At 71.7% G+C, this 13306-nt stretch carries 12 protein-coding genes; 10 read left to right on the top strand and 2 right to left on the bottom strand.

Going from position 1 to position 13306, the window contains the following annotated elements; all coding sequences use genetic code 11:
- Nucleotides 1-161: 161 nt before the first annotated feature.
- The 6 genes from ftsZ to VM95_RS01555 all read left to right on the top strand — a co-directional run bounded on the left by ftsZ (nucleotide 162) and on the right by VM95_RS01555 (nucleotide 5502).
- On the top strand, nucleotides 162-1388 hold the full coding sequence (gene ftsZ / locus VM95_RS01580) for a cell division protein FtsZ (RefSeq protein WP_045692127.1): 1227 nt from the start codon (nucleotides 162-164) through the stop codon (nucleotides 1386-1388).
- Nucleotides 1385-2116 carry a peptidoglycan editing factor PgeF gene (pgeF, locus tag VM95_RS01575; protein ID WP_208615388.1) on the top strand — a complete coding sequence of 244 codons (732 nt, stop codon included), beginning with the start codon at nucleotides 1385-1387 and terminating at the stop codon, nucleotides 2114-2116. Before ftsZ ends, pgeF begins: the two co-directional genes overlap by 4 nt.
- Nucleotides 2116-2904 carry a YggS family pyridoxal phosphate-dependent enzyme gene (locus tag VM95_RS01570; protein ID WP_078859510.1) on the top strand — a complete coding sequence of 263 codons (789 nt, stop codon included), beginning with the start codon at nucleotides 2116-2118 and terminating at the stop codon, nucleotides 2902-2904. The genes pgeF and VM95_RS01570 overlap by 1 nt, the downstream gene beginning before the upstream one ends.
- Nucleotides 2905-3118: 214 nt before the next feature.
- Nucleotides 3119-3721: a cell division protein SepF gene (locus tag VM95_RS01565; RefSeq protein WP_031071810.1), complete on the top strand. Its 603-nt coding sequence runs from the start codon at nucleotides 3119-3121 to the stop codon at nucleotides 3719-3721.
- 102 nt (nucleotides 3722-3823) lie between these two features.
- Nucleotides 3824-4105, top strand: a complete 282-nt coding sequence (locus VM95_RS01560) for a YggT family protein (RefSeq protein ID WP_045692126.1) — start codon at nucleotides 3824-3826, stop codon at nucleotides 4103-4105.
- Nucleotides 4106-4164: 59 nt separating this feature from the next.
- Entirely contained in the window at nucleotides 4165-5502 is a 1338-nt protein-coding gene (locus VM95_RS01555; protein ID WP_045692125.1) for a DivIVA domain-containing protein, read from the top strand.
- Between the two features lie 159 nt (nucleotides 5503-5661).
- On the opposite strand, the gene ileS is transcribed toward VM95_RS01555, so the two are convergent.
- Nucleotides 5662-8793: an isoleucine--tRNA ligase gene (ileS, locus tag VM95_RS01550; RefSeq protein ID WP_045692124.1), complete on the bottom strand. Its 3132-nt coding sequence runs from the start codon at nucleotides 8791-8793 to the stop codon at nucleotides 5662-5664.
- A gap of 622 nt (nucleotides 8794-9415) precedes the next feature.
- On the opposite strand from ileS, the gene VM95_RS01545 reads away from it, so the two are divergent.
- The 4 genes from VM95_RS01545 (at nucleotide 9416) to VM95_RS01530 (ending at nucleotide 12156) form a co-directional block, all read left to right on the top strand.
- Nucleotides 9416-9880, top strand: a complete 465-nt coding sequence (locus VM95_RS01545) for a TraR/DksA family transcriptional regulator (protein WP_244178571.1) — start codon at nucleotides 9416-9418, stop codon at nucleotides 9878-9880.
- A 165-nt stretch (nucleotides 9881-10045) separates the two neighbouring features.
- A complete protein-coding gene (gene lspA / locus VM95_RS01540) occupies nucleotides 10046-10696 on the top strand; it encodes a signal peptidase II (protein WP_078859508.1) in 651 nt (216 codons plus the stop codon).
- 60 nt (nucleotides 10697-10756) lie between these two features.
- Nucleotides 10757-11695: an RluA family pseudouridine synthase gene (locus VM95_RS01535; protein WP_045692122.1), complete on the top strand. Its 939-nt coding sequence runs from the start codon at nucleotides 10757-10759 to the stop codon at nucleotides 11693-11695.
- The gene (locus VM95_RS01530) at nucleotides 11695-12156 is read left to right on the top strand and encodes a GNAT family N-acetyltransferase (RefSeq protein ID WP_045692121.1); all 462 of its coding nucleotides are present in this window, start codon (nucleotides 11695-11697) and stop codon (nucleotides 12154-12156) included. The genes VM95_RS01535 and VM95_RS01530 overlap by 1 nt, the downstream gene beginning before the upstream one ends.
- Nucleotides 12157-12254: 98 nt before the next feature.
- Here the strand turns inward: VM95_RS01530 and VM95_RS01525 are convergent, their stop codons facing one another.
- On the bottom strand, nucleotides 12255-13277 hold the full coding sequence (locus VM95_RS01525; RefSeq protein ID WP_244178569.1) for a mechanosensitive ion channel family protein: 1023 nt from the start codon (nucleotides 13275-13277) through the stop codon (nucleotides 12255-12257).
- Nucleotides 13278-13306: the final 29 nt, after the last annotated feature.

Genomic DNA, 13306 nt, shown 5'->3' with positions numbered 1-13306 from the left:
CACAGGACTAACCCTAAAGGTCAAGTTTAGGGTTGGGGTCGGTGGTCGGCATTTCAGACATTCAGTCAGAAACCAGGCTCCCTACCCATCGACATCCGTCGGTTTACGTCCCCTTCACCGGGTCGGACCGACCCGGAATCTCGAGGCGAGAGGCCTTCGACGTGGCAGCACCGCAGAACTACCTCGCAGTCATCAAGGTCGTCGGTATCGGCGGCGGTGGTGTCAACGCCATCAACCGGATGATCGAGGTCGGTCTCAAGGGCGTCGAGTTCATCGCGATCAACACCGATGCGCAGGCCCTCCTCATGAGCGACGCCGACGTCAAGCTCGATGTGGGCCGTGAACTCACCCGGGGCCTCGGCGCCGGCGCCAACCCCGAGGTCGGCCGCAAGGCCGCCGAGGACCACCGCGAGGAGATCGAGGAGGTCCTCAAGGGGGCCGACATGGTCTTCGTGACCGCCGGCGAAGGCGGTGGCACGGGCACGGGCGGCGCGCCCGTCGTCGCCAACATCGCCCGCTCGCTGGGCGCGCTGACCATCGGTGTGGTCACCCGCCCGTTCACCTTCGAGGGCCGTCGCCGGGCCAACCAGGCCGAGGACGGCATCGCGAGCCTGCGCGAAGAGGTCGACACCCTCATCGTGATCCCCAACGACCGGCTGCTGTCCATCTCGGACCGCCAGGTCAGCGTGCTCGACGCGTTCCGCTCGGCCGACCAGGTCCTGCTCTCCGGTGTCCAGGGCATCACCGACCTGATCACCACCCCGGGTCTGATCAACCTCGACTTCGCCGACGTCAAGTCCGTCATGTCGGACGCCGGCTCGGCGCTCATGGGCATCGGCTCGGCCCGCGGCGAAGACCGTGCCAAGGCGGCCGCCGTGATGGCGATCTCCTCGCCGCTGCTGGAGGCCTCGATCGACGGCGCCCGCGGCGTGCTGCTGTCCATCTCGGGCGGCTCCGACCTCGGCCTGTTCGAGATCAACGAGTCGGCCCAGCTGGTCAGCGAGGCCGCGCACCCCGAGGCGAACATCATCTTCGGCGCCGTCATCGACGACGCGCTCGGCGACGAGGTCCGGGTCACCGTCATCGCGGCCGGCTTCGACGGCGGGCAGCCGCCGGCGATCGTCCGCGACCCGGTCGTCAAGGCCACCGCCTCGGCCCCGGCCACGCCGCCGGCCGCCCCGGAGCGCCCGGCCGGCCGGCCGTCGTACGGCGGCATCGGCTCGGTGACGTCCCGGTCGGAGGGGGAGTCCTCGACGCCCGCCCGTGCGACCGAGACCCCGGCCACCACCACCGCGGCCGCCCCGGTGCCGCCGCAGGTGCAGCCCGCCCGGCAGCCGTTCGTGGAGAGCCCGGCCGAGGAGCTCGACGTGCCGGACTTCCTTAAGTGATCGATCACGCGGTACGCGACGGTGCTCACTTCGCCTTCACCGACCGGTGGGGCGGGGTGAGCACTTCGCCGTACGGGGCGCTGAACCTCGGTGGCGCGGTGGGGGACGACCCCGGGGCCGTCCGGGAGAACCGGGCGATCGCCGCCCGGGAGCTGGGGCTGGACCCGGCCGACGTGGTGTGGATGAACCAGGTGCACGGGGCCGAGGTCGCCGTGGTGACCGGGCGCCAGCCGCTCGGCCAGGCGCCCACCGTCGACGCGGTGGTCACCGACCGGCCGCTCGCGCTGGCCGTCCTGACCGCCGACTGCACCCCGGTGCTGCTGGCCGACCCGGTGGCGGGCGTGGTGGGCGCGGCCCACGCGGGCCGGCCCGGGCTGGCGGCCGGCGTGGTGCCCGCGGCCGTGCGGGCGATGGTCGAACTGGGGGCCGAGCCGGCGCGGATCACCGCCGCCACCGGCCCCGCGGTCTGCGGCCGCTGCTACGAGGTGCCGGCCGAACTGCGCGCCGAGGTCGCCGCCGTGGTGCCGGAGGCGTTCGCCGAGACCTCGTGGGGAACGCCGGCCCTGGACGTGCCGGAGGGAGTCGCGGCCCAGCTGGCCGCGGTGGGGGTCACCGGACTGGTGCGCTCACCGGTCTGCACCCTCGAATCCGCCGATCACTACTCCTATCGCCGTGAGCAGCGCACGGGTCGGCTCGCGAGCTACGTCTGGTTGGGCTCTGAACAGTGATGACGAACGACATCTACGGACCGTTCCCGGGGAGCGCGGAGTTCTCGGCCGCGCTGACGGAGGGCCAGCGGGCCCGGTACGAGGAACTGGGGACCAACCTCGACGTGGTCGAACGCCGGATCGTGGACGCCTGCGCGGCCGCCGGGCGCCCGCGCGGGGAGGTCACGCTGATCGTCGTCACCAAGACCTACCCGGCCGAGGACACCGCGCTGCTGGCCGGACTGGGGGTGACGGACGTCGCGGAGAACCGCGACCAGGACGCCGCGCCCAAGGCGGAGCAGTGCAGAAACCTTCCTCTTGACTGGCACTTCGTCGGGCAGCTGCAGACCAACAAGGTCCGCTCGGTCGTCCGGTACGCGAACCACGTGCACTCGGTGGACCGGCCGCGGCTGGTCGAGTCGCTCTCGGCGGCGGTGCTCAAGGCCGAGCGGCCGGAGCTGGGCTGCCTGGTGCAGGTGGCGCTCGACAAGGAGCACGGAGAGGGCGAGCACCGGGCCGGGGTCGCGCCGGAGGACGTCGCCGAACTGGCCGACGCGATCGCCGACACGCCCGGGCTGCGACTTGACGGTGTGATGACCGTCGCTCCGCTGGCCGGTCCGCTGGCCGGCGACCCCGCCCGGGCCTTCGATCGGCTGGCGGAAATCGCAACCGCCGTACGGGCGGCCCATCCGGCTGCCACCATGGTCTCCGCAGGGATGAGCGGGGACCTGGAGCAGGCGATTGCCGCCGGTGCGACACATGTGCGCGTCGGAACGGCGGTACTCGGAGTGAGGTCACCCCTCAGGTAACGTCACCGGGTAAGTAGATCAGACTGCAGGACAAAATAGGACAGAATCTAGCAGCTCCTCGGGGCGGCTAGCGAACCGTGGATCGCAGCTCCGCGGCCCCCACTCCACGAACTCTGACAGGTCGTCGACCTGACGCGCCGTCGTGGGGGGACTGCGGAATCCGCTGAGCAGGGCCGTGGCCCGGCGGTCCACCACAAGCGGAGGAGACAGGAGCATGGCCGGCGCGATGCGCAAGATGGCGGTCTACCTCGGCCTCGTGGAGGACGAGACGTACGACGGCCAGGGGTACGACCCCGACGACGACTACGACGCGGACCCCGAGCCGATCCGCACGGGCCAGCGGACCGAGGACATTCCGCGGCCGGCCGCCGCGCCCGCTCCGGTCTCCTCGATCACCCCCCAGCCCGTCCCGGCCGCGGTGCCGATCCGGCAGGAGACCCCGAGGATGGCCCCAGTGTCGTCCATCACACCCGAACGCCGCCACAACCTGGAGAAGAGCGCCCCGGTGATCATGCCCAAGGTAGTGAACGAACGAGAGCCCTACCGCATCACCACGCTGCACCCGCGGACCTACAACGAGGCCCGTACCATCGGGGAACAGTTCCGTGGCGGCACCCCGGTGATCATGAATTTGACCGAGATGGACGACACGGACGCGAAGCGGCTCGTAGACTTCGCCGCTGGACTCGTCTTCGGTCTGCACGGCAGTATCGAGCGCGTGACACAGAAGGTGTTCCTGCTGTCGCCTGCTAACGTCGATGTCACGGCGGAGGACAAGGCTCGGATCGCCGAGGGTGGGTTCTTCAACCAGAGCTGACCCGGCCACGACTTTACGTGTGGATCTGATCAACAGTGGGTCAACGACAGGTGACGAGCGAGAGGCCGGCCCCAGGGCCGCGACCGGGGAGAGGGAAGCGCGATGAACGTCGTGTGGGCGGTGCTCTACTACGCCCTGCTCGTCTTCCTGGTGTTCCTGCTCGTGCGGCTGGTGATGGACTGGGTGTTCCAGTTCGCCCGTTCGTGGCGGCCCGGCAAGGCCATGGTCCTGGTCCTGGAGGCCACGTACACTGTCACGGATCCGCCGCTCAAGCTTCTTCGGCGGTTCATCCCGCCGTTGCGTTTCGGTGGCGTGGCAGTCGACCTGTCCTTCTTCGTACTGATGATCATTGTGTATGTCCTGATCTCGCTTGTGCACCCCTAGTCGTAGGTGAGCGATGCGACAGGATGCCGGTGTGCCGACGATCACGTTGAGGTGAAGAGATGCCATTGACCCCCGAGGACGTTCGGAACAAGCAGTTCACGACCGTCCGCCTGCGTGAAGGCTATGACGAGGACGAGGTCGATGCCTTCCTCGACGAGGTCGAGGCGGAGCTGACCCGCCTCCTCCGGGAGAACGAGGACCTGCGGGCCAAGCTGGCCGCCGCGACTCGCGCCGCCGCGCAGAACCAGGCCAACATGCGGAAGGAGCCGCCGCAGGAGGCGCCCCGTCAGGGTGGCGCTCCGGTGCCGGCCGCCATATCCGGCCCGCCGGTCCCCGGCCAGCAGGGCCCGGGTGGACCGCAGCAGATGGGCCCGGGTGGTCCCCAGCAGATGGGCCCCGGCGGTCCGCAGCAGCAGATGGGCAACCAGCCCCTCGGCCTGCCCTCCGGCGCCCCGCAGCTCCCGGCCGCCCCCGGCGGTCCGATGGGCGGCCCGCAGCAGCAGATGAACCAGACCATGGGCGGCCAGCAGCAGCTGGTCCAGCCGATGGGCGGTCAGATGCTCCAGCCCATGGGCGGCCCCGGTGGCCCGCAGCAGATGGGCAACCCGATGGGCCAGGGCATGGGCCAGCAGCAGATGCAGCCGATGGGCGGCCCCATGGGCGCGCCGCAGCAGATGGGCGGCCCGCTCGGCGGCCCCGGCCCGATGCAGCAGCAGGCCCCCGGCGGCGACAGCGCTGCCCGCGTGCTCGCGCTCGCGCAGCAGACCGCCGACCAGGCGATCTCCGAGGCCCGCTCCGAGGCCAACAAGATCGTCGGCGAGGCGCGCAGCCGCGCCGAGGGCCTGGAGCGGGACGCCCGCGCCAAGGCCGACGCGCTGGAGCGGGACGCGCAGGAGAAGCACCGGGTCGCGATGGGGTCGCTGGAGTCGGCCCGCGCCACGCTGGAGCGCAAGGTCGAGGACCTGCGGGCGTTCGAGCGTGAGTACCGGACGCGCCTGAAGTCGTACCTGGAGACCCAGCTGCGCCAGCTGGAGTCGCAGGCCGACGACTCGCTCGCCCCGCCGCGGATCCCCGCCACCGCGTCGCTGCCGCCGGCGGCCTCGTCGATGGCGCCGGCCGGTGCCGGTGCGATGGGCTCCGGTGCACCGTCCTTCGGTGGGAACCAGCCGTCCTTCGGGGGCAGCACGCCGTCCTTCGGCGGGCAGAACTCCTTCGGCGGGAACGCGCCGGCGCCCAGCTTCGGCGGGCAGGCGGGCGGCGGCAGCGGGGCTCCGCAGATGCAGCCGGCCGGGATGACCCAGCCGATGGCGGCCGTCCGGCCGCAGCCGCCGCAGCCGATGCAGCAGGCTCCGGCGCCGATGCGGGGCTTCCTGATCGACGAGGACGGCGACAACTGAGGTTGTAGCTCGGCTCTTCGAGGGCGCCCCCTCTCCGACCTCCGGGTCGGGGAGGGGGCGCCCTTTTGGTTCTTCGGGAGCCTGATCGGGGGAGGGCGCGGAACAAAAGGAACCGCCGCCCGGCTCCGGGGAGCGGGGCGGCGGTTCCGGTGGTGCGGGTCAGACCTTGCGGAGTTGGAAGGTCAGGCCGAGGGACTCGTCGGTGAAGGACTCGGAGGCCCAGTCGGCCGCGCCGGCGGCGAAGTCGGTGGCGAGGACCTCCTCGGCGACGAGGGGGCCGTGCTCGGCGATGGCCTCGGCGGTCTCCTCGTTGGCGGCGCGCCAGCGAAGGACGATGCGGTCGGCGACGTCGAGGCCGGAGTTCTTGCGGGCCTCCTGGATCTGGCGGATGGCGTCGCGGGCGATGCCGAGGCGCTTCAGCTCCGGGGTGATGGCCAGGTCGAGGGCGACGGTGGCGCCGGACTCGTTGGCGACGGCCCAGCCCTCGCGCGGGGTCTCGGTGATGATCACCTCGTCGGGGGAGAGGGCGATCGTCTCGCCGTCCAGGTCGACGGAGGTGGTGCCCGAGGCGCGCAGGTCGGCGGCGAGCCGGGCGGCGTCCGCGGCGGCGACCGCCTTGGCGACGTCCTGGACGCCCTTGCCGAAGCGCTTGCCCAGCGCGCGGAAGTTGGCCTTGGCGCTGGTGTCGACCAGGGAGCCGCCGACCTCGGCGAGCGACTCCAGGGTGGCGACGTTGAGCTCCTCGGCGATCTGCGCGCGCAGGTCGGCGGGCAGCTCCTCCCAGCCCTGGGCCGCGACCAGCGCGCGGGACAGCGGCTGGCGGGTCTTCACGCCGGACTCGGCGCGGGTGGCCCGGCCCAGTTCGACCAGGCGGCGGACCAGCGCCATGTGCTTGGAGAGCTCGGCGTCGATCAGCGCCTCGTCGGCGACCGGCCAGGTCGACAGGTGCACCGAGGCCGGGGCGTCCGGGGCGACCGGGACGACCAGGTCCTGCCAGACCCGCTCGGTGATGAACGGGGTGAGCGGGGCCATCAGACGGGTGACCGTCTCCAGTGCCTCGTGCAGGGTGGCGAGCGCGGCGGCGTCGCCCTGCCAGAAGCGGCGGCGGCCGCGGCGGACGTACCAGTTGGACAGGTCGTCGACGAAGCCGGAGAGCAGCTTGCCGGCGCGCTGGGTGTCGTAGGCCTCGAAGGCGGCGTCGACCTCGCGGACCAGGGTGTTCAGCTCGGAGAGCACCCAGCGGTCCAGCTGCGGGCGGTCGGCCGGGGCCGGGTCGCTCGCGGACGGCGCCCAGTTCGCGGTGCGGGCGTACAGGGCCTGGAAGGCGACGGTGTTCCAGTAGGTGAGGAGGGTCTTGCGGACCACCTCCTGGATCGTGCCGTGGCCGACCCGGCGGGCCGACCAGGGCGAGCCGCCGGCCGCCATGAACCAGCGGACCGCGTCGGCGCCGTGCTGGTCCATCAGCGGGATCGGCTGCAGGATGTTGCCCAGGTGCTTGGACATCTTGCGGCCGTCCTCGGCCAGGATGTGGCCCAGGCAGACGACGTTCTCGTAGCTGTTCTTGTCGAACACGAGGGTGCCGACCGCCATCAGCGTGTAGAACCAGCCGCGGGTCTGGTCGATCGCCTCGGAGATGAACTGCGCCGGGTAGCGCTTCTCGAACAGCTCCTTGTTCTGGTACGGGTAGCCGTACTGGGCGAAGGGCATCGAGCCCGAGTCGTACCAGGCGTCGATGACCTCGGGCACGCGGGTGGCGGTGCCGCCGCAGTCGCGGCAGGCGAAGGTCACGTCGTCGATGAACGGGCGGTGCGGGTCGAGGCCGCTCTGGTCGGTGCCGGTGAGCTCGGACAGCTCGGCCAGCGAGCCGACGCAGGTGAGGTGGTCCTCCTCGCAGCGCCAGATCGGCAGCGGGGTGCCCCAGTAGCGGTTGCGGCTGAGCGCCCAGTCGATGTTGTTGTTCAGCCAGTCGCCGAAGCGGCCGTGCTTGACCGTCTCCGGGAACCAGTTGGTGGCCTCGTTCTCGCGGATCAGCGCGTCCTTGACGGCGGTGGTCCGGATGTACCAGGACGGCTGCGCGTAGTAGAGCAGCGCGGTGTGGCAGCGCCAGCAGTGCGGGTAGCTGTGCTCGTACGGCAGGTGGCGGAAGAGCAGGCCGCGCTCCTTGAGGTCCGCGACCAGGGCCTCGTCGGCCTTCTTGAAGAACTGGCCGCCGACCAGCGGGACCTCGGGGGCGAAGGTGCCGTCCGCGAGGACCGGGTTGACCACCGGCAGGCCGTACTTGCGGCAGGTCGCGAGGTCGTCCGCGCCGAAGGCGGGGGACTGGTGGACGATGCCGGTGCCGTCCTCGGTGGTGACGTAGTCGGCGTTGAGGACGTAGTGCGCGTCCTCGATCTCGACCAGGTCGAACGGGCGCCGGTAGGCCCAGCGCTCCATCTCGGCGCCGGTGAAGGACTCGCCGGTGGTCTCCCAGCCCTCGCCGAGGGCCTTGGCGACCAGCGGCTCGGCGACGACCAGCCGCTCGGTGCCGTCGGTGGCCACCACGTAGGTGACCTCCGGGTGGACGGCGGCGGCGGTGTTGGAGACCAGGGTCCACGGGGTGGTGGTCCAGACCAGCAGGGCGGCCCGGTCGGCCAGCGGGCCGCTGGTCAGCGGGAAGCGGACGAAGACCGAGGGGTCGACGACGGTCTCGTAGCCCTGGGCCAGTTCGTGGTCGGACAGGCCGGTGCCGCAGCGCGGGCACCAGGGGGCGACCCGGTGGTCCTGGACCAGCAGGCCCTTGTCGAAGATCTGCTTGAGCGACCACCAGACGGACTGGACGTACGAGGGGTCCATCGTCCGGTAGGCCTCGTCGAGGTCGACCCAGTACCCCATGCGGGTGGTCAGCTCGGCGAAGGCGTCGGTGTGGCGGGTCACCGAGTCGCGGCACTTGGCGTTGAACTCGGCGATGCCGTACGCCTCGATGTCCTGCTTGCCGGAGAAGCCCAGCTCCTTCTCGACGGCCAGCTCGACCGGGAGGCCGTGGCAGTCCCAGCCGGCCTTGCGGGCGACGTGGTAGCCCTTCATCGTCCGGTAGCGGGGGAAGACGTCCTTGAAGACGCGGGCCTCGATGTGGTGGGCGCCGGGCATGCCGTTGGCGGTCGGCGGGCCCTCGTAGAACACCCACTCGGGGCGGCCCTCGGACTGCTCCAGGCTGCGCTGGAAGATCTTGTTGTCCTGCCAGAACGACAGGATCTGGTGCTCCAGGGCAGGCAGGTCCACCTGCGCCGGGACGGGGTTGTAGGAGCTGCTCATCGCGGGCGTCTACCTCCGGCGGATGCTGGGACTGGATCCTCCGGAGGGACGAGACGGCCTTCGCCGACCCGCGGTACCACCCTCCTTGGCCGCGGTGGTGCGCTGCGGCCCTCTTGTTTGGGGTTGCTGCCGGGTCTAGTGGGCCGCCTGGTGGCGGCCGTTCTTCCGGCGGCTCCGGGGTGATCTTCCCGCCGTGCACACCCCCGGGCTCGCACCGTCCCCGGGTCGCTGGTGGCTGCGTACGTCGGTACTCGTCCCATCTGCGCCTTGCAAGGGCCAGTGTATCGGCCCGCGGCAAGTCGATTCCGCCACGCGGCTCCGGGCCCGGTCAGGGGCGGTTTCGGGAGGTGGTTAGGCGGGGGTGATCTGGGCACAACCTTGCTAGCGCGAGGGGCGTGGTGGCTGGGGCGGCTGCCTGGGTGGGATCGTTGTGAGGCGTCGGTATGTCATGTTGTGACCGGTTTTGATCGGGATTATCGTTCCGGCACTGGAGGCCGCCGGGAACCGGCGGCTCGATTCGTTCGTAGATGGGGTCGAAGCCATGGCTGAGAAGGGAACCGGCGCGGGTACCGCCACCAAGCGGGCACGCAAGGCCGTGGCGGTCGATCCAGGGGAGGGGATTGTGACCACAACCGCACCGAAGAGCGGCACCGACACCGTGACCGTTCCGCGTGGCGCCGAGTCCGTCGATCCGGCCACGCTGCCGGTCCGGCCCGGCGAGGAGCCGTGGACCGCCGACGAGGTCCACGAGCTGCACGACGAGCTGATCAGCGACCTGGAGCGGCTGCGCGGCGAGATCGACGCCGCCGACGCCGCCATCGCGGGCCTGATGCGCGACTCCAACGACGGAGCCGGCGACGACCAGGTCGACGCCGGTACGAAGAACATCTCGCGGGAGAGCGAACTGGCCCTGGCCAACAACGCCCGCGACAGCCTCGCCCAGACCGAGCGGGCGCTGGAGCGGCTGGAGGGCGTCGGCTTCGGCATCTGCGAGTCCTGCGGCCAGGCCATCGGCAAGGCCCGGATGCAGGCCTTCCCCCGGGCGACGCTCTGCGTGCAGTGCAAGGCCAAGCAGGAACGCCGCTGAACCGGGTCACCGGGGCGACGCGGGGGGTCGGGCTTGCCGTACGCTCGACCCCGTGACGTCGCCCGGCGTGCCCGGACCGGCTGGACCGGGTGATTTCGGGCGGGCGTCGGCCCCCAGCACCTCCTCCGGCTCCGGACCGGGGGAACTCCATCGGCAGCGGAGCGGATCATCAGTACGCAAGGTTCCCCCCAGACCCGGGACGACGCCGTCCCGAACCCCGCCGATGACGTGGAGGTGCCCGTGGCCGATCCCGCCGAGCCGGCGGAGGCGGCACCCGCGAACGGGGCCACGGCGGCGGAGAAGCCCAAGGGCCCGCGGCGGATCGGCGTCCTGCTGGTCATCGCGGTGCTCGCCTTCCTGATCGACCTCGGCAGCAAGCTGCTGGTCGTGGCGCGGCTGGAGAACCACGCGGCGATCAAGGTGGTCGGCGAGGTCGTCACCTTCCAGGTGATCCGCAACTCCGGCGCGGCCTTCGGCATGGGGCAGGCGCTCACCGTCGTCTTCACGATGATCGCCGCGGCCGTCATCGTCGTCATCTGGCGGATCGCCCGCCGGCTGTACAGCCTGCCCTGGGCGATCGCGCTCGGACTGCTGCTCGGCGGGGCGCTGGGCAACCTCACCGACCGGCTGTTCCGCACGCCGGGCGTCTTCCGCGGGCACGTCGTCGACTTCATCTCCGTCCAGCACTTCGCGGTGTTCAACCTCGCCGACTCGGCGATCGTCTGCGGCGGGATCCTCGTCGTCCTCCTCTCCTTCCGGGGCAGCAACCCGGACGGGACCGTCCACCAGCAGGCGGAGAAGGACGAGAAGGAGTAGCGGGAGGGCGGCCGGCCTCCGATGGGAGGCGTGGGCCGCGTTTCCGGCATACTCGTACGGGTGAGTACCGCAGCGCAGATCCGCAGCCTCCCCGTACCCGACGGCCTGGAGGGCGAGCGCCTCGACGCCGCCCTCGCCCGGATGTTCGGGTTCTCCCGGACCAAGGCCGCCGAGCTGGCCGCCGAGGGCAAGGTGACGCTCGACGGCGCGGTGGCCGGCAAGTCGGACCGGGTCACCGCCGGCGCCTGGCTGGAGGTCGAGATCCCGGCCCCCGCCGCCCCGGTCCAGATCGTCGCCGAACCGGTCGACGGCATGCGGATCGTCCACGACGACGAGGACATCGTGCTCGTCGACAAGCCGGTCGGCGTCGCCGCGCACCCCAGCCCCGGCTGGACCGGCCCCACCGTGATCGGCGGGCTCGCGGCCGCCGGCTACCGGATCTCGACCTCGGGCGCGGCCGAGCGGCAGGGCATCGTGCACCGGCTGGACGTCGGCACCTCCGGCCTGATGGTCGTCGCCAAGTCCGAGCGGGCGTACACCGACCTCAAGCGGCAGTTCCACGACCGGATCACCGAGAAGCGGTACCACACGCTGGTCCAGGGGCACCCGGATCCGATGAGCGGGACCGTCGACGCGCCGATCGGGCGGCACCCCAGCTCCGACTGGAAGTGGGCCGTCACGCGCGACGGCAAGCCGTCCGTCACCCACTACGACCTCATCGAGGCGTACCGGGCGGCCTCGCTGCTCGCCATCAAGCTGGAGACCGGGCGCACCCACCAGATCCGCGTCCACATGTCCGCGCTGCGGCACCCCTGCGTCGGCGACCTCACCTACGGCGCCGACCCGACGCTGGCCAAGCGGCTCGGGCTCACCCGGCAGTGGCTGCACGCCGTCTCGCTCGGCTTCGAGCACCCGGCGGACGGGCAGTGGGTCGAGTTCCACAGCGAGTACTCGGACGACCTGCGCAAGGCGCTCGACGTCATCGCGGCCGAGAGCTGATGGGATTCGTCCTGCGGACCGCCCGGGGGGAGGCGGACCTCGCGCTGGTGCGGGCCGTCCGCCGGGACGTGTTCATCGTCGAGCAGAACGTGCCGGAGGAGCTGGAGTACGACGAGTACGACGCCACCGCGGTGCACGTGCTGGCGCTGGCCGAGGACGGGACGGCGCTGGGCACCGGGCGGCTGATCTTCGGCGCGCAGGCGGCCGAGCTGACCGGGGGCGTCGAGGGGCGGGTGCTGCTCGGGCGGCTCGCCGTCCGGGCCGCCGCGCGGGGCACCGGGCTCGGGGCCGCGCTGGTGCGGGCGATCGAGGCGGCCGGGGCCGAGCGCGGGGGCGTCGAGGTCGAGCTGCACGCGCAGGTGCAGGCGCTCGGATTCTACGAGCGGCTGGGGTACGCGGCGGACGGGCCGGTGTACGACGACGCCGGGATTCCGCACCGGACGATGACGAGGGTGCTCTAGCCCTTCGGGGGCCGGGGTTCCGTGATGAGCGGGCCCGCGGCTGAGTGCATGGCTGGTCGCGCGGTCCCCGCGCCCCTTTCGGGGCGCGGGGCTTCGTGCTACTCGGGCGTGGTGCGCAGGCGGGGCAGGGCCTGGGGGTGCTCGTCGCGGAGGTGGGCGACGAGGTGTTCGCGGATGTCGAAGCGGAGCCGGGCCGCGTCGTCGGGGTTGCGGGCCGTCATGGTGGCGCGGACGACGATGGTGCTGGGGGTGGTGTCGGTGACGTGGAGGGCCCACTCGGCGCCGTCCCAGAGCGGGTGCTGTTCCAGGTAGGCGTGCAGGGCGCTGCGAAGGGCGTCGACCGGGGTGCTGTGGTCGAGGTGGAGCAGGACGGCGGCGAGCAGGCCGGGGTCGCGGCGGGTCCAGTTCTCGAACGGCTTGCTGACGAAGTAGGAGACCGGGACGATCAGCCGGCGGTAGTCCCAGAGCCGGACCACCAGGTAGGTGAGGGTGATCTCCTCGACCGTGCCCTGCTGGCCGTCCACCACCACGGTGTCGCCGATCCGGACGGTGTCGCCGAAGGCGATCTGCAGGCCGGCGAAGAAGTTGCCCAGGGTGCTCTGGGCGGCGATGCCGGCCACGATGCCGATGATGCCGGCCGAGGCGAGCAGGCTGGCGCCGAGGGTGCGCATGGCGGAGAAGGTCAGCAGCATCACGGCCGCGGTGACCACGACGATCACCGCGCTGACCGCCCGGCGCAGCATGCTGATCTGGGTGTGGACGCGCTGGACGCGGGCCGGGTCGTCGGAGACCGTCCGCTCGTAGCGGCCGAGCAGCGCCTCCAGGACGGCGGCCACCACGCGGACGGTGAGCCAGCCGAGGGAGGCGAGCAGGAGCAGCAGGACGAGGTGGTGGGCGCCGTCGTCGTCCTGCCGGCGGAAGATCCGCCCGACCGGATTGGTGACGAGCAACAGGGCTGACACCAGGGCGAGTTGGAGGGGGATCCGGGAGCGGCGCAGGAGCGACCAGACCGGGGCCTCGGGGTGGTTCGCGCTGATCCGCTGGAGGGCCTGGTCGACGATCCAGCCGACCGCGAGGACGCCCGCGGCGGTGGCGAGCAGGGCGATCAGCGGCCAGAGCACGGGCACCTTCTCGGGGGTGGGGGAGCCGG

Origin of the sequence: Streptomyces rubellomurinus (assembly GCF_000961885.1) — a bacterium.
GTDB classification, from domain to species: domain Bacteria; phylum Actinomycetota; class Actinomycetes; order Streptomycetales; family Streptomycetaceae; genus Kitasatospora; species Kitasatospora rubellomurina.
The sequence above is the reverse complement of the archived record's forward strand: the minus strand, read 5'-3'. Positions and strand labels throughout refer to the sequence as shown.

Coding starts and splice junctions, on each gene's coding strand:
- VM95_RS01530 (WP_045692121.1), top strand. CDS start 11,695: ATGGGATTCGTCCTGCGGACCGCCCGGGGGGAGGCGGACCTCGCGCTG.
- ileS (WP_045692124.1), bottom strand. CDS start 8,793: ATGAGCAGCTCCTACAACCCCGTCCCGGCGCAGGTGGACCTGCCTGCC.
- VM95_RS01555 (WP_045692125.1), top strand. CDS start 4,165: ATGCCATTGACCCCCGAGGACGTTCGGAACAAGCAGTTCACGACCGTC.
- VM95_RS01570 (WP_078859510.1), top strand. CDS start 2,116: ATGACGAACGACATCTACGGACCGTTCCCGGGGAGCGCGGAGTTCTCG.
- VM95_RS01560 (WP_045692126.1), top strand. CDS start 3,824: ATGAACGTCGTGTGGGCGGTGCTCTACTACGCCCTGCTCGTCTTCCTG.
- VM95_RS01565 (WP_031071810.1), top strand. CDS start 3,119: ATGGCCGGCGCGATGCGCAAGATGGCGGTCTACCTCGGCCTCGTGGAG.